Below are 16632 nucleotides of genomic sequence, written 5' to 3'. Positions count from 1 at the left end.
TAAATCTACGACTGATGCAATAAAAAATATCATAATTCCAAATATGTTTTATAAAAGATACACATTTTATATAATGGTTGTCTGGGTTCCTATTTTTGAAAACATATCCCTTCTTCTTTTGAAATTTTCTTACTCAAACGATTGATAAACTTATTCACTTTAAATACGATATTCTCATATCTATTGCTCTCTAATTCTATCTGGATACCTAACTCATTCAATTCCTTCTCAACAACATCAATGCCAATTTTATCAGTTATATTCAATTTTGAAAGATTCAATTTTATTTTTTGCTTATTTTCAACTGAAGCCAGTAAATATTCTGCTACTTGATTTAAGGTTGTCACTCGTTCTTGCAAAGCATTGATTCTCAATTCTGAAGCTGCCAATTCATGAATTAAATCATCTTTAATTGTAATATAAGAGTGCTTATCCATATCCAGCTCAAGTAAAGTATACACTTCCTCAATCTTCTCTTTAATCATATCGACTGTCGTTTTTCTGCGGAATGGAATCGTTTGATTTTCAGAGCTGAACTGTCTAATCAAGGTTCGACCTTTCATGTAGCGATTCTTCTCAGGATCGTCTTTATGATAGACATAGTAGGAGCTAGTTTCTCTAATAAAAACTTTCACCTTCTCCTCTTCAATATCGAGCTGCATATTCGGCACAAAGATAAGCCCCTCCTGACGAATACCAAACTTGACCTTGATGTAAATACCATCATCTACTACTTTTTCAATTTGATTGAGTGACAACTCTACCTCAAACTCATGAACGGCATCTCTGTTGCTCTTGAACTCTTGATAGAATTCCCAGAACTTCTCATCTCTTGGGAGTTCTTTTTCTTTGGAAAATTTTTCTTCTTGATAAAATTGAACCAAATCCTCAATTTCTGGATTTTGCCAATCTTTTCTACTCTCAAAATAATCTTGGAAAAATTCTACACCATAAAGATTTTTCTGGTCTAGTTCTGTCTCTTTCACCTCCACTCCTGCCAACTGGAAATACACATGCTTTTGTTTGGGAATGATAGTTAGATCAAAAAGTTTCGCAGTTTCAATCAAGTCATCTATATTCTCAGCCTTTGATAAGAGAAATTCCATGAGTTCTTCCATTTCCCTTTTGGCAAAGTAATTCTTAAAAAATTCTTCTGTATAAGGTTGCTTGCGATTGAGTTTATTGCCACGCACCACCTGTTTCATGGATGAGTCCGTCATAAAAAAGGTCGCATGCTTGTGGCTAAAATCCATTTCTACATGTAGTAGTGGAGCATTCTTTTTGAAATCCTCAAAGTCTCTAGAATGTTCCATCAAAAAATAGAGTCGCTGCTTGAGTTCATACTTGTGATTGGTCTTGCGATAAACTTCATACTGCTGGTGAGAATAGCGATTCTCTATAATTTTCGCCCCTGCAATTTTAGAAAATCTATCTGAAATCATTCGAAGATTTCGCTCCACTTTATAATCCCACTTAAGTTTTTTGTCAGAATTGCTGTCAACCGAGTTTATAATGATGTGATTATGCAGATGGTCTTTATCAACGTGGGTCGCAACGATAAAGCGAAACTTTCCACTAGTCAATTCTTTCATGGTCTCATAACCAATCTGATTGATTTGTTCAGGAGTGAGATTGTCCTCTGGCGAAAAGGACTGAATAATATGGTGAGCATGGATTTGTCGTTGTTTCTCCTCCAGCCTATCGTGTCGAAAATTGTAAAGCGTGTCATTGTTGATAAAATTTTCATGATACATCTGCACCATTTCCTCATAGCTAGGAAAGTCCAGAAAATTCCTCATATCATAATCCGACACTAAGGTAAGATTTTTTGTTTTATCAGGATTGAGAATATACTTGATGAGCTTTCTGCGATAACTCTTTCCATGAATGGCAAAATGCTTAGTGATGACCATGGAACTCCCTCAGCTTTTGAGCTTGTATTGTAAATTCTTTCTCAACTTCTTTTATCAATTCAGCGATTCCCTTTTTCAACTCTTGCAATTCTTCGCTAGAAATCAACTGAGATTGGTTCACACTTCGAGCAATCTGATTGATGTTATTGCCAATCCTCTTCAACTCAAACACTAAGTCTTGGTAGCCATTTGTATCAATGGTGATGAAATTCATTCCAGGGTCAAGTAGGGTGCGTCTCGCATATTCAGAAAAAGATTGGCAGCTACTTTGGTCGATATTTCTATTTAGTTGGTTCAACTCAATATCAGACAAAAACACTTTCTTGAGATTGATTCGGTAACGATGTTCCATGTGTCTACCTCATATATTTGTCTTGGAAGTCTTGACTGAGAGGAATGGAGTTGCCAACTTCTTTAATCAATTCCTGTACGCAGGTTAAGAGAATAGATACATGTTCCTGGGTGACTTGACGTTCTGACTGGATCGAAATTAAAATCTCATGAACATCACGGCTGATTTGTTCTAGTTTTTGAGATTGCCAAAGGGTGAACCATATCTCTATCTGTTTTTGTAAATCAGAGGAGAGTAAACTTTTACGGAGAAAATCTGAAAAATTAGTATCTCCCTGCTCTCTCATCAAAGCTAAAATTTGCTTTTCCTCTTCATCTGTTAGGCGAAATTGTTTTCGAATATCACGCACGTCTCGTTTCATACTACTACTTCCTTTCCAAAATACCTGTACTGACAATGTCTGCTACCGTACAATGTCAGTACACTTTTACACCAACTGATTTTCATTCTTGTAAGGCTTTGCGAGCTCAGATATTGTGTCCACAATATCCCAAAAATCATATCGCCAGCTGACTAAAACCTTCCAGTTTTGACAGCTAACGATAAGATAACTTGGTGGCTCCGCCCCCAAACCCCCATAGAAAATCAAAAATTGATTTTCTATGAATGATATTAGGATAACAGGGAAGATTTGGAAAAGATATCACAGCTAATATAGTTATGATTGACTTTCTCTGATTCTATGATAAAATTTCTGTAAACTAATATTTGGAGAAATAAAAATGCTGAGTCTAGATCAAATACATTTACTATTGAATACTCCTGAAGATGAGTTTCATGATTTTAAACAAAAATGGCATCATTCTAAAACTGAATTGGTGCGTGATATCTTAAATTTTGTCAATACATCACATCATGAAGATTGTTATATCATCTTTGGAATTGATAATATCACTTTAGATATAATCGGTGTAAACAATGATGATAATAGAAGAAATGAAGAAGATCTAACAGATTTACTACATAAACTCTTTATATCAACAAATAATCAAATTAGAATTAGCATACAAACTGAAACTATAGACAACAAAGAAATTGACATCTTAATTATTCATGATACAGATAAAGTTCCTGTATTTTTAACAAAAGATTATAAGCCTAAGAAAGATACTGCATTACAAAAAGGATTAATATATGCTAGAAATGGCTCTATAAATACTCCTAAAGACTCCTCTGCTCCATTTGAGTTAATAAATAAGTTGTTTCAAAAGTTTAATCATACCGACTTAAATATCAAAGAGCAGTATTTTCATGTTTTAAAAGACTATAAAAATTGGTTCTTCGTTGAAAATGAAGACGGAAGATTTTTTATTTATAATCCTAATCCCGATTTTTATATTAAACTTACCGACGATGATGCAAATCGTTTCAAAACTATGCCTTATAGTTTAAATCAATACCAAACCAATGTTGATTGGCAATTAGTACAACTTCGTTATCGACACCTTACAATTATCGACTTTATGGCTTTATATTTAGATCAGGGAAATTGTCTAGTGCCCTCCCCTGATTTAGAAGATTTTGAATGTGGTTATTCTGACACTATTTATTACCACTGTTTATACAAAAATACTTTAAAATACCAATTGCTGAAAGTTTTCTCTTCAATATCTGGTCTCGAAAAATATCCTTTAGATAGATTTAAAAATAATATAGTAATTTATGATGATAAAATAGAATTGGAAAAGACTCACAACTTAATAAAAAGTAATTTTTCAACAGAAGAGATAATGAAGCAACTTGAAGTTACAGAAAAAGATTTCGATTTTTACTATAAAAAAGCTAGACAAAAAAATCCTGATTATAGTATCCAAGAAAATCAAGTAAATCTAACTGAATTAAACTTAGTTAGGTTATTGAAAAGTTTTCAAAAAACATATCTTGATAACCCACTATAATCAATCTTTTTAACTAGTAAAAAAGATAAAACAAGGCATAGAAATTAGTTTATCTAAAAAACTAATTTCTATGCCTTAATCATTATTAATTAATAACATCAACTAAATTGGATTGAGTCAGCAATGAATATATCTCATTAATATTTCTATTATTTTGCGGACTATTATTTCTCAATTTACAATATGTGAATATTAAGTGACTTTTTGCTCTTGAAAGTGCGACAAAGAATGCACTTTTATCTTCTTCCGGCTGATTATTAAAACTCCAGAATGCAGAATCCTCCAAGCCTAGAAAATAGACTACCTCATATTCTAATCCTTTACTCTTATGGATAGTCATAATTGGAATTGAGTTTTCACCCTTGAAACTAGAGACTGTATCTAGCCATTCACCTTGTGTTTGAGAATATTCTATGTATAATAACTTTGAAAAGTTCTTGACAATGATATCTAGGTCACTTTTTCCATTGTATGTTGAAAAATTGGAAATAATTCTTTTTTCATCTATTTTTTCAATAATACAATCAATTAATTTTAGCATACTTTCTTCATTGGGAATAAAATTTGAAATTAGGTAAGTAATATCACTAACTATATTGTCAATCTCCTTATAGGATTTTGCTAAAATTAATTCATCAGTTAACTCATCTATTCCATTGATATTTCCATAAAAATTACTAATATTTTCCCAAATTAAAGGATCTCGTTTTCCTTGACTGCATGATATTAAATCTAATAATAGGTTACACGTAGGATCTTTTAAAATATCCTGATATTCATTTTCAATTCTTGCTTTAATCCCTTTGCTATTTAATATAGATATCAATTCGAAACTATAAATACCAACCTTTTGTTTTGCTAGGATACAAATTTCTGATGGTCGTATACCTCCTTGAATTTTTGATTCTATATCATTTGCAATTAACTTAGCTTCTAAACTTTCATTTTCAAATTCAAATAATGTTATTTCACCCTCTTGAAATTCTGGATAATTATTTGTCTGAATAGAACTGTGATTACTATTTAATATCTGATGAACCTCTTTTTGAAATTCTACAAGCTTAGGTACAGAGCGGTGATTCATCAACAATTGATATTCATTTGGATTAAAGTCTCGAATATAGTCTGGAAAAATATCAGGCTTTGCACCTGCCCATCTCATAATGGCTTGCTTATCATCTCCAACTGCTGTTAATTTACAAGACGAACCTAAAAAACAAGTTTTTAATAAATCATACTGGGCATATGTAGTATCCTGAAATTCATCTAGAAATACAAAATCGTATGTCATTTGAAGTGCTTTACGGATGTATTCGTTAGTATCTATTATTTGAGTACTCAACTTTGTTATTTGCCTATACAAGAGGACCGGCTTATTATCTTGTGTTCCTTTTAGTAAGTCAGTTTTAAACTTGTGATTATCCCCATTGTTAAGTATGATGTTTTCGACATATCTTCTTATATCTGACATTCTCCATCCATTAACATTAATTCCATTCATAGAGAGTAGTTCTTTTATAGTATACCAATCTTCAATCAAATAATCTCTTGATGGCCGTATATCCTCAGGTAGAACATCTCTAAATTGGTCTAAAATTCTCTTTTCAAAAGCCGAATAGGTTAATGAGGTAAAACGAGAAGCATATTCATCACCATAACGTTTCTTAACTCTTTCTTTCAAATTTGATGCAGCATCCGTTTTGAAACTTAATGCTAGAATTTTTTTCGGAGAAACGCATTTATTTGTAGAGAATAGATAGTCTAACTTTTGAGCTAGTAATTCAGTTTTCCCAGCACCTGGTCCAGCAATGACTAAACAGTTAGTCACATCTTTGACGGCTCCTAATGCAGTCTCTTCTAAAATGATATCTCCTTTAGGAAACCACTCCTCACTCTTTACCATGTTGAATATCTCCAAGTAATTCTTCAGCACTGTTAACTATTTTTTCAAATACAGGGGGTAGATTTCTTGTTAATTCATCATCACTAATAGATGATAAAAATTGCATATGAGTTGTTGGTTTTCCTCTACCTAAAAAGAAATATTGATACCAAATCATTAATTCTTTTTCTTCTTCATTGAAACTATCGCCATGTCCACTCTTATCTTTTAAAGTAGCTCTTATTGCTTCCTCTTTACGTTTGTTGAAACCTTCTAACTGCAATCTATCAAGACAGTCTAAATCACTCAATTTCACTTTTTTACTACTTCCATCCGAATCATTATATGAAACAACTGGTCCTTCTATTGGGGATAAAGTATTCAGATAATTGTCTTTATAATGTTGTAGCATCAAGAAATCAATATCTAAAGGCGATGAAAAGTAGACATTAAATTCTTCGAGTTTATTAAACCAATTAATCAGACGTTGAGCTCCTATCGATTCACAACCTCGTGACCCAATTTCATTAAAATCAAGTCTCTGAGTATGGAACCATTCTTGAAACTCTGTGTTCAGCTCATACAGATGTTGAGAAATGTATTTTATTCTTCCCCAACCACCTCCGTATCTCTCATTATCAAAATCCAACAAGGTAATATGAGGAATTCTGAGAGCATTCAATAATTTCCAAAAATAGTTGACATGTCTGCCCCCTAAAGGGACAATTGAAATCTGAGAGCTATCTACCTCTTTCCCAAGTAAATCAAAAAACTTTGGTAATAGCAGTTCCTCACTGTCGCCTTCACCTAGAACTACTAACTTCGCAAAATATAGTTCAGGATAAGCTTGAATTGCTCCTTTAATATATTTATAAGATTCATCTATAGCTGGAGGTAGCTGTATATCAGAAACAATGGTTTGAAGAACTCTGTCATTATTTTCTATTCTTAAATACTTCAAATCTTCTGGGTCAATTCTTTTTACAATAGCTGGAGAATGTGACGTTAAAATTACTTGGGAGTTGTCATTATTGCCTAATTGCTTAAACCTTTTTATCAGTTTTCCAATGTGATGTGGAGCAATATGATTTTCTGGTTCTTCTATTGCTAGGATAGTTAGTACTGGTGGAATCAACTTAAATCTTGGATTATCAGGATTTTCTTCACGGTCTTTGGTAATTTCTAACTCAATATCAAGTATCGAATCAACAAGTGAAAAATAAAAAATAGATCTCAGTCCATCTCCTAGATCTGAAACTGTAAATGCTTCTTCAGTGGTTGTTGGTGAAAATTTTAAGGCAATCTGTCTAAGTGCTGCCGCCATCTCAGAAGAATTAATAATCAACTCTGCTTGAGAAAAACGGTTATCTTCATGATATAATTCCCATGACTTCTGAATCTCATTGTTGATCTGAGTCAATGCTCCATTTTCAGATAAAAAGGTGTTATTCAACTCATCAATTTTATCTGTAATTTCATTTATCTCATCTTCGGTCCAATTTATACTATTTACCAACCTACTTAACATACTACCTGAAGCATTACCCAACTCCTTCTCAGGCGTTCTTGAAGCAGGTACATAAAGTACCCTAATTTTATCCAAATCCTTTCTAGGAGCACGATGTTTGTCTTCATCTCTAATAGTATCTTCATCAGATGAAATATAATAGAATTGAGTATCAATACTTCCTTCAACTGTTCCATCATCTTCCCAAGAAGATTCTAACCTGATTCGTAGAAATGGTTTGGCACCATCTTTAGAAACTGTAAAGTGTTCGAAAAACGATGGAATTGCTTGACTATAGGGAGTTCCATCAAGTTCATCAAACTCAAAAATAGTTTCTATAAAGAGGTTTCTAGTATTTTCTCCGGGCCTTGAACCTTTTGGAAGGTGAAAATCACTTTTTTTTATTATTCTATCATTTTGTTTGTCCGAAAACAGCTTACTCAATGCTTGTAATACAGTTGTTTTTCCCGAACTATTATTCCCAATCAGTACAGTTTGATTGTTTAATTCAATAATTTGACTTTCACCGAATGATCTAAAATTATTAATAATTACTTTTGTTAACTTCATTTCTTATCTCCATTACCTGAAACTAATTCACACAACCATTCCTGTCCCACCTTCTACATCTCTTCCTCAACCCTACTCTATTACCCAAAAAGGCATTATTGAAGAGTGACAGAAGCTTAACCTTGATCTATTTTTGAAACATAGACACATCTTCTATGAATTCCTAGCAAATAGTTGAAATAGTACTTGTTCCGTTTTTATAACAGCTAAGGGCTATTGCGTAAAATTTATACAATTCGAGCAAATCTGTTTTTGTCAGGCCATGTGTCTTTCGTAGAATTTTATATTGTTACCAATTATAGCATGCTCTTTTTACTTGATAACACTATTATAACATTTAAAAATAAAAACAGATTCTGAACTAATAGAAAATATAATTCTAAAATTAGAATTTTTCTTGATAATCATATAAAATGCTACATTTCTAATAAACTTGTACTTATTTCCTTCAAACTACACAATTCTCGAGTTGTTGTAAGTTTGTAATTGACTCAAAAGTATTAGATATAATTTCAAAACAGTATTTTACTTTATAGTTGACCAATAACATTTAATTCTAACTAAAAAAACCATTATACAAATCAAGCTACTAAAAATGACTTTATGGTATACTAGTGATAATAAATTGTTATCGGGAGGAAAGTTGAGAAATGACCAGTTGTTTTGTAGTTATGGGGTTTAATACTAAAAAAATTCCTAATACAAATATAGAAGTGGACTTGAATCAAGTCTATAATAATCTAATTAAGCCAACAATTTTAGAAAAAGAATTAGTTTCTGTTCATGGTAAAAACCACTTTAGAGCTGATGAAGTTTTCAGTACACAGAGTATAACGAAAACATTTATCGAAGGTATATTAAAAGCAGATATTGTAATTGCAGATATTACTACTTTAAACCAAAATGCTATCTATGAGTTAGGTCTACGTCATGCTATGAAACCCAAATCAACCATTATACTGTGTGATCATCACACAGCTAAGATTAGCTTTTTTGATATTGCACACTTACCTCAAATCAGATATGATTCTGATAAGTTAAACGAAGTGGATGAAGTTAACAAGGTGAAAAAACTGCTTTCTGAATATATTGATTCCGCTATAAAGTCAGATGAGACATTTACTGATAGTCCAGCCTTTGAATCTGCTCTATACCGTGTAATAATTAACGATTTAATCGATAAAACTGAAATTCAAAGTGAAGAAGCATTAGACAAGTCAATAGCTGAACTTTATGATCAAGCCACGGAACTCAAGAATTCAGAAAAGTATCCTGAGGCAGAAGAAATATTTCAGCAAATTTTAGAAAGTGGATATATTGATGAAGAAATTTTGGCAGGCTATTTACTATCATCCTATAAGAAAAATGAATCTTCGCTAGCAAATTTAAAAATGGCACAGCAAAATATTAGTAAATATATAGATATAAACACCACAACATATCATAAGTTATTAGGTATTTATGGAGCTATTTTCTTACGTATATTTTATATTACAAAGAATAGGAGTGACTTAATGTCTGCAATTAATTACTATAGGTTAGGCATGAATTTTGAAGATAGAAATATTTATTGTGCAAGGAATTACTGTGCTAACCTGTTAAAAATAGCCTTAGTTGAGAAAGATGTTGAAGTTTTAAAGGAGTTCTACTATACATCTGTTTATACAGCAAAAACTATTTTAGGATCTTTAGAAAAAATACATCGTAAATCTAGTGAATATGACGACATTTGGTTTCTTTCCAATCAAGAGGATCTAATGCTGATTTCAGGCCTTCTTTCAAAACCTATTAATGATATTGAGGGTTTAACTGAACGACAGAAAAAAACAATTAATGAAGGTAGTATTATGTTAAGTGAGGATCTCCAGAGGATTAAAACTGCAATTGTAAATGGTAATTAATAGTTTATTTCCCCTCCTTTGATAAAGTTATACTTATCATCAAGAAGGTTTTTCCATACATGAAAACTTTTTTGAAACCCTTCTGATTGCAAGTACATTAATATATTTTCTTTTGTTTCTAATGAGAATTCAGGTGATGTTATAGAATATTCTCCCTTCTTTAAAATCCCTTCTTCAGTTAAACTTTCTTGAGGAATAGATAGCATTGGAAGATTATAAGTTAACGCTAAAATCCCTTCAATATGACAATAAACACTTGTAACCCACTTATTCTTTAAGTGGGTCTCTTTGGATGCAAAGAAGTCTGGATTATCCTCAGCTCCCATTTTTCTGGTTCCACTAGAAATAAATGTCTGACCAAATGCAACAATTATAATTCCGTAACTCCTTTGTATCATCTCACTCAACGAATTCATGACTTCGTAAGGAGTATACTCAGCAGCTTGTAATGTTACACATTCAATATTGTGTCGTCTTAAAAATTTAATCAATTCTTTAATAAATAAATTTTGATTCTCTGTAAATGGATTAGGTCTGCTTAAAAATACTCTTATTTTTTTATTTGTCATATTCGCTATCTCCTACCGATAACAATTTATTATCACTATACAAAGCACTCAAATAGGTTTATAATAGCATGATTATTGATAAAGGAGATTTTTATGGATTATAAGCTTATTTCTACTTACTTAGATTATTGCAAAACTCATAAGCGTTTGAGTTCACACACGATTCGAGCTTATAAGAATGATCTTATGCAATTTTATAATTCAAACTATGATAATGTCGAATCCTATATCGAAGAGTTGACACAATCTAACATAAAAACGAATACATTAAGAAGAAAAATTGCTTGTATAAAGGTGTTTTATAACTATCTAAAATACCAGCACATAATTGAAGAGAATCCCTTCAATCAATTACGCTTTCAATTTAGAACTGAAAAAATATTGCCTAAAACGATTCCGTATGATATTCTGAAAAATATTTTTTCATATTTAGAGCAGAGAGTAGTTATATCTAAAACTGACTATCAAAAACAAAAAGCTGAAAGAAATCTACTAATTATTTCCCTATTACTTTCAACAGGTATCAGAATTTCTGAACTTTGTCACATTCATCTCAAAGATATTAATCTTTCCAATAAGACACTCCATATTATAGGAAAAGGTAAGAAAGAGCGTATCCTATTTTTAGGAGATCAAACAACCTTCAATTTATTAGAAACATATATAAATAAAAACGGAAAGGAATCTAATGATTTCCTATTCCCAGGAAAACATTCGCCTAAACCATTGTCAGAGCAAAGTGTACGTTTAATTTTAAAGAGAATCGTTGAACAAAATGGCTTATCTAAAACTATTACACCACATATGTTTAGACATAGCTTTGCAACAATGCTTCTAGATAATGATGTAGATATTCGATATATTCAACAAATTCTTGGACACAGTTCTATATCAATCACACAAATCTATACTCACGTATCTCATTCAAAACAAAAAGAAATACTTAGTTCTTTCAATCCTATGTCAGTGATTCATTCTGAAATCGAGTAAGAGACATTTCCGAAGGTTACAGTTTACTTCATCTTAAATTAATGTTTGTAGTTGACTTTAGTTAATAGATTTTATACTCAACAAAAGCAAAAAGCATGCAAAACTCCACTTTGAATCAGCATTTATACTATATTCCGTATTAAGAACTCCATAATTGTTTTTCTAAAATATAACTTTCAAGTATCCTTAAATATAATGAAAAGAGATGGGCAAAATCTCAATTCCTGAAGAAAATGGAGTAAATCTTCCCACAAGAAAACGCATAATTTCAAGTTTTTCAACACCTGAGACTATGCGTTTTTTGCTTCTAAAAAAGTTTCGCCCACCTTAAACAACTAACAAAAGTTATAAGTAGACTATATTTTAAAACTCAAGATCTAACAACCATTTCGATTAGTTAAATCTTTCAATTTTCCTTCTCCTGATTTAAGCATCTCTTTCTCAACTTGATTCCATTCGCCAAATAGTAAATCATGAAGAACGGTTGCTACTGAAGTTTTATCTTCTTCTGAATCGTATACACAACTTCTATCTCGTTGGTAAATTTGAATTCTTTCAAAGATAGCTAGTTTTTCCAATTGTCTTGTATTATCAACTAGATGATTTACAATGAAATCATGATGTTCTTTTGGAGTTGCGCGTGCTTGATCTGGATTGATAGCATACAGTTTTTCATAACGGATAAGGGTGCTCAGATAGGACAGCTTAGGCTTTGTCGCAATCAAAGCTAATTGTACTTCATATCCCATACTTTTCAAGAGTTGTGCTGTTTCCTTTGGAACATCAACGCCCTTTAACTACCCTATTCTAACGCCAAATTGGAAGCGACTAATAATCTCATTAAACTCATCAAACGAAATGCCTTTGGTTTTCGAAACTTTGAAAACTTCAAAAAACGGATTTTTATCGCTCTGAACATCAAAAAAGAAAGGACGAAATGTGTCCTTTCAAGATCTTAGCTTTTCTTCAACCCACTGCAGTTGACAAAGAGCCGTAACATTTAGAAAAAAGAAATGCACCATTTTTGGTGCGTTACTTCTTGTTTTTCTAGCCTAAACTTTACTTCTAAAAAAGCCACCTTAAAGAGTAATTCCTTTTTCGGTGGCTTTTTAAAATACTATACATTAAAATACTCTTGTTTAATTTTTGTAAGCAGATTGTTAGCAACCGAAGTTACACCAACATGCATCAGTTCAGGATCAGAATAATCTAGATTACGAGCATAGCCTTCTGCAACAGTCTGAGCAATACGCTTATCCAATTTATAATTAGAGGCTTTTAATAGTGCTTGAAATAATTCTGAACTATATAGTTTAATATTATTTTCCAATGATACTACTGCCATTTTTGTAACTCCTCTCCTGTTTTTGATTGATAAACCTTCTCTATTTTCATTATATCACAAAAAGATTGGTTGTGGATGGATAATTGTTTAAAAGAATATGGTTTTCTAAACTCAGCAAGCATTTCTTCTTTTGTAATTTCATTCTGACGAAAACGAGCTAAAGCTTGGGTTGGATTGTCATCAGTCTGAACACCATAGATAAAATCAAAATGGTGTTGTAATTCATCTGGATTTTCCCGATTTTGAACGACAAATTCAGCAAAATCTAAATCTGACTCTGACTTTTTATGTTTTGCAAAATAGTGACAATGATAGTCAGGGTTCTTAAAAATTTCTATAAAATTTGAAATACGAAATTCTACTATAATTCCTACTTCTTCTTCTGAGTCAAAAATATTATTATTAGAGCTGCTTCGATTTAATACTTCAACTTGCTTGTTAATAAATTTTCTAGCTTGTTCAAAGTCAGGCGTGATATAGAAACCAGGACCAAAATCTAGCTCACTTCCTAAATTAAATTTAACATCTATACCACTTTTTAAGGATTCTAAATGTCTCAATAATGTAGCATGAAACCACTGCGTCTGACCTAGTTGCTTTTCCTGCTTGGTAGTCAACTCCAAAATATTTACTTCCTTCTCTAGTCTATACTAAAAGTATAACACAAGACTTTATTCAAGTAAAAGAAAATTGTATAAAACTATTCACTTCCTTCCGTCTTTCCTAAATCTCTCTAAATTCTTCTCCAATTGTTCCTTATGAAGTTGATTCTTAGCTTCCTTTAATGTGTCGTCCAAAGTTTCTTCCCTATAAATTGATTCTGTTTTTACTTGTTCTGATTCTTGATCTGGAGTGAAAATGATATCTAACAGTCGGTCTATTTTTTCAAGATCTTGGACAGACATATCAGATAGTCTATGAATCAGCTTTTTAAATACATCACTATTGTCGTGATTTTTCTTAAAAAATGTTGTAAACATCTATAACCTCTCAAAAAAAGCAGCCTATCAGGACTGCTTAGTGTAAATCCGAAATCGCATCATAAATGGACTGTAATTTCTTATTGTCTTTATTCTTTGTGTCAATAAATGTATGTAGCTCTTCAATTTTCTTTTGACTGCTTTGAATATCGCTATTGTTATCCGCAATAAGTCTTTTAAGATGTTGCTGATAACTTGTAGTGATATCTGTCTCTTTTCCTGTTCTAACCTCTGTAACTTTGGGTTTAGAACTAGAATTTGAATCCGTCACAGGTGCTTGTTTTCGCTTTTGAAAAGCTGCTTCATAATTTACATCATTACCTCCTTGATGATTTCTAAATAAGGCCGCAATTTTATCTGGATCTTCTTGATTTTCTGATTTACTTTCTAATGGTTGATTAAAATTCCAATCTTTTGTCATTCACTCATTTCATCCTTTCTAAATTCAGAATCATCGAATTGTCTTTCTTTACCAAAGGCATGGTCAAGAGCTTCTTCAAAACTCATGTGACTAATGCTTTGACGCCTTTTGAACGTCGCAAACATCGCTGTCTCCAGTTGTTCTTTGTAAGCAGCGAGTTTTTCTGTCTCTCTTGCTACCTTACTTTCTTGCCTAGTGACCTTTTCTTCTAAGCGTTCAATAATGGTCATATACGATCCTCCTTCATTCTAATATTAGCTAAAACATCTTGATTTTGTTATCACAATTCTAAACATTGAGAGGTTTTTCTTACTGGTTGATTCCTCAATGTCTCTTTTGCATTCTCGATCATCAATTGTAAATCTGATTTCTTTTCTCTAAGGACATCATTCCAGTCTACTTTTTCTTTCCCAGATTTATTATCAGGGAAATCCAGAAAAACAGGAAATCCTGATTGAGATAACTTATCAGAAAAATCTTTTCCTGCATCATCACAATCTACCGCAAGTGTCAATAAATCAGGATGATTATCAAAATAGCTGGTGGTATCACGAATTGTATTGATTAAAGGCAATAACTTTGAAGGTATTACTGTATCCAAAAATTCCAACCTCTGATTTTCTTCAGCTATCAGTCGTAAAGTTTGATAAGCAACAACAGACCTTTTTAATCCTTCCATAGATACCAAACGAACATCAGTTAGACTTTGTTGATGAAGTTCGTAATAGCTCATTAAGTCGATGAACGATTCACAAAAGACCAGTCTATTAGGTTTACCAATATCAAAGGATATTCCAACATGTCCATGGCTTCCTTTTAGAATCGTTTTTAACCTCTCTCTAGGAAGAGAGTGATTCTTATAAATCCCTTGGAGACTTGCTGCCTGCAGCTTGTGACGATGATTAAAGCTTTTAAAAACAATAACAGGTTCAACTGTTTCATTTGTTTTCCAACTAGCTTGTACTATCAAACCTTGTTGAATCATCTTTTGTACGATTTCTTCTGAAATTCCTCTACATTCTGTTAAGTAATATCTGGCCAGACTACAGTGAGAATCTTCTATTCTCTTTAAAGGATAATAAAATGGTCTCTCTCTTTTTTCTTGAACAGTTTCTTTTTGAAAAGGTTCTTCAGAAAGAAAGGCTAGAGCTTCTTTAAAGGAAATTCCCTTAACAAGTCGAACAAAATCAATGACATCACCTTGAATATCTCTTGAAAACCATTTAAAAGTATTGGTAGTTGAAAAAATCCGAAATGAATCGTGTTCAGGATGTTCATAGACACTGCTCGAAACTTGTTTAAAGGAGATACCTAAACGACTTGCTACATCAAGAATTGAAATTTTCTTACATTCTTCTATTTCCATGCAATATCATCATTTTGTCGTAGTATTTGGCAGTGATGGAACAGATGAGGATTCTTCTAAAGTTTTAGGAGTTGCCTTATCTAAATCATCTAACCCAGATTTCCAAACCTGTACTTGGTTGACCAATAACTTACCAGGTAGTTTAGAATAGGATAACTTAACTGTTCTTGTTTCTGTCTGATTCGTCTTTGATTGGTTGGCATTCTTTAAATCAGATACATAGGTTACATTATAAGAGACCATGGCAATAGCTTGATTCGTAGTCTGATTGACAAAGATATCAGCTTTTTCGAAATGATAATCTAAAATATAATCCTTATACACTTGGTTCATGGCATCATTTTGACTTGACAATTCTTGAGAATAAGCCGATTCAGTCATATAAGGTTGAATACGTGTATTATTTTCTCCGAGCTTTTCTTTCGTATAGTACTGTGTCAAAAATTCTTTTACAGTATCTGATAACAAAATACTTGCTTTATCTTCTGCTTGTTTGTCCTCTACAAGTTTAGCTGCAGCCAATTCAATCTCTTTACGACTTTGTTTAGCAGTAGAATGTTGACCAGCAGTATATCCCATCATGAGAATAAAGCTAGTTGCAGCCACTGCTCCAACACTAATTAAGGCTTTAGTTTTGACTTTATTTAACATCTTAGACCTTCTTTCTATAAAAACTAGGTCAAGAATAACAAAAAGAACTTGTAAGTTTTATCACATCACAACGAAAGGTAATTCCTACATTTCAGGCACAAAATCGTACAGTTCAGAGAAAAAAAAAACTAGCTGTCTTTGACAGTATAATAGACTTATTGGAAAAAAATAAAATGCATACTGTACTATGCTATACTATAGTTAAGAAAACTATTTACAAAAGATCATGCAACTAACTTCTGAGAACTTTAAATTATTTATTAGTGTAAAAAAGGACACCTTCCCAA

General features: G+C 32.1%; 17 protein-coding genes and 1 pseudogene. 4 read left to right on the top strand and 14 right to left on the bottom strand.

The window, feature by feature from the left end; all coding sequences use genetic code 11:
• Positions 1–89 precede the first annotated feature (89 nt).
• From NMM25_RS01100 to NMM25_RS01090, 3 genes are read right to left on the bottom strand one after another with little or no spacing between them, the layout of a single operon-like run.
• Positions 90–1913: an SAG1250 family conjugative relaxase gene (locus NMM25_RS01100; RefSeq protein ID WP_254735695.1), complete on the bottom strand. Its 1824-nt coding sequence runs from the start codon at positions 1911–1913 to the stop codon at positions 90–92.
• Entirely contained in the window at positions 1900–2265 is a 366-nt protein-coding gene (locus tag NMM25_RS01095) for a MobC family plasmid mobilization relaxosome protein (protein ID WP_000401233.1), read from the bottom strand. The genes NMM25_RS01100 and NMM25_RS01095 overlap by 14 nt, the downstream gene beginning before the upstream one ends.
• 4 nt (positions 2266–2269) lie before the next feature.
• Positions 2270–2626, bottom strand: coding sequence for an SAG1252 family conjugative relaxosome accessory protein (locus tag NMM25_RS01090; RefSeq protein ID WP_000817622.1), 357 nt, complete (start codon positions 2624–2626; stop codon positions 2270–2272).
• Positions 2627–2987: 361 nt separating this feature from the next.
• Between NMM25_RS01090 and NMM25_RS01085 the strand changes: the two genes are divergently transcribed.
• The gene (locus tag NMM25_RS01085; protein WP_000949621.1) at positions 2988–4163 is read left to right on the top strand and encodes an ATP-binding protein; all 1176 of its coding nucleotides are present in this window, start codon (positions 2988–2990) and stop codon (positions 4161–4163) included.
• An 85-nt stretch (positions 4164–4248) separates the two neighbouring features.
• Here NMM25_RS01085 and NMM25_RS01080 read toward each other — a convergent pair whose 3' ends face one another.
• Together NMM25_RS01080 and NMM25_RS01075 are read right to left on the bottom strand one after the other, a co-directional pair.
• Positions 4249–6066, bottom strand: a complete 1818-nt coding sequence (locus NMM25_RS01080; RefSeq protein WP_000240883.1) for a UvrD-helicase domain-containing protein — start codon at positions 6064–6066, stop codon at positions 4249–4251.
• Positions 6053–8122: an AAA family ATPase gene (locus tag NMM25_RS01075; RefSeq protein WP_000779025.1), complete on the bottom strand. Its 2070-nt coding sequence runs from the start codon at positions 8120–8122 to the stop codon at positions 6053–6055. The genes NMM25_RS01080 and NMM25_RS01075 overlap by 14 nt, the downstream gene beginning before the upstream one ends.
• 671 nt (positions 8123–8793) lie before the next feature.
• Between NMM25_RS01075 and NMM25_RS01070 the strand changes: the two genes are divergently transcribed.
• Positions 8794–10023, top strand: a complete 1230-nt coding sequence (locus NMM25_RS01070; protein WP_152036798.1) for a hypothetical protein — start codon at positions 8794–8796, stop codon at positions 10021–10023.
• Here NMM25_RS01070 and NMM25_RS01065 read toward each other — a convergent pair.
• Positions 10020–10592, bottom strand: coding sequence for a hypothetical protein (locus NMM25_RS01065; RefSeq protein WP_000182496.1), 573 nt, complete (start codon positions 10590–10592; stop codon positions 10020–10022). The two genes, NMM25_RS01070 and NMM25_RS01065, sit on opposite strands and share 4 nt — an antisense overlap.
• A gap of 93 nt (positions 10593–10685) precedes the next feature.
• Here NMM25_RS01065 and NMM25_RS01060 point away from each other — a divergent pair, with 93 nt between their 5' ends.
• Entirely contained in the window at positions 10686–11582 is an 897-nt protein-coding gene (locus NMM25_RS01060) for a tyrosine-type recombinase/integrase (protein WP_000384886.1), read from the top strand.
• Between the two features lie 377 nt (positions 11583–11959).
• Here NMM25_RS01060 and NMM25_RS01055 read toward each other — a convergent pair whose 3' ends face one another.
• Positions 11960–12331: a zeta toxin family protein gene (locus tag NMM25_RS01055; RefSeq protein WP_000540234.1), complete on the bottom strand. Its 372-nt coding sequence runs from the start codon at positions 12329–12331 to the stop codon at positions 11960–11962.
• A gap of 33 nt (positions 12332–12364) precedes the next feature.
• On the opposite strand from NMM25_RS01055, the pseudogene NMM25_RS01050 reads away from it, so the two are divergent.
• Positions 12365–12541 (top strand): annotated as a pseudogene (locus NMM25_RS01050) (transposase); the annotation flags it as partial.
• 158 nt (positions 12542–12699) lie between these two features.
• Here the strand turns inward: NMM25_RS01050 and NMM25_RS01045 are convergent.
• The 7 genes from NMM25_RS01045 to NMM25_RS01015 form a co-directional block, all read right to left on the bottom strand.
• On the bottom strand, positions 12700–12927 hold the full coding sequence (locus NMM25_RS01045; protein ID WP_000301903.1) for a hypothetical protein: 228 nt from the start codon (positions 12925–12927) through the stop codon (positions 12700–12702).
• The gene (locus tag NMM25_RS01040) at positions 12918–13550 is read right to left on the bottom strand and encodes a DUF3990 domain-containing protein (RefSeq protein WP_000424175.1); all 633 of its coding nucleotides are present in this window, start codon (positions 13548–13550) and stop codon (positions 12918–12920) included. The genes NMM25_RS01045 and NMM25_RS01040 overlap by 10 nt, the downstream gene beginning before the upstream one ends.
• A gap of 81 nt (positions 13551–13631) precedes the next feature.
• A complete protein-coding gene (locus NMM25_RS01035) occupies positions 13632–13907 on the bottom strand; it encodes a hypothetical protein (protein ID WP_000495439.1) in 276 nt (91 codons plus the stop codon).
• Positions 13908–13944: 37 nt separating this feature from the next.
• Positions 13945–14328, bottom strand: a complete 384-nt coding sequence (locus NMM25_RS01030) for a DUF5945 family protein (protein WP_000159220.1) — start codon at positions 14326–14328, stop codon at positions 13945–13947.
• Positions 14325–14558: a DUF5965 family protein gene (locus tag NMM25_RS01025; protein ID WP_000152419.1), complete on the bottom strand. Its 234-nt coding sequence runs from the start codon at positions 14556–14558 to the stop codon at positions 14325–14327. Before NMM25_RS01025 ends, NMM25_RS01030 begins: the two co-directional genes overlap by 4 nt.
• 50 nt (positions 14559–14608) lie before the next feature.
• Positions 14609–15694, bottom strand: coding sequence for a toprim domain-containing protein (locus tag NMM25_RS01020; RefSeq protein ID WP_000401893.1), 1086 nt, complete (start codon positions 15692–15694; stop codon positions 14609–14611).
• Between the two features lie 9 nt (positions 15695–15703).
• Positions 15704–16345, bottom strand: coding sequence for a hypothetical protein (locus NMM25_RS01015; RefSeq protein ID WP_000933079.1), 642 nt, complete (start codon positions 16343–16345; stop codon positions 15704–15706).
• Between the last annotated feature and the right edge of the window lie 287 nt (positions 16346–16632).

Origin of the sequence: Streptococcus sp. CF10-1 (genome assembly GCF_024295825.1) — a bacterium.
GTDB lineage: Bacteria > Bacillota > Bacilli > Lactobacillales > Streptococcaceae > Streptococcus.
Note: the sequence above shows the minus strand (reverse complement) of the source record. Positions and strands in the feature narration are given on the sequence as shown.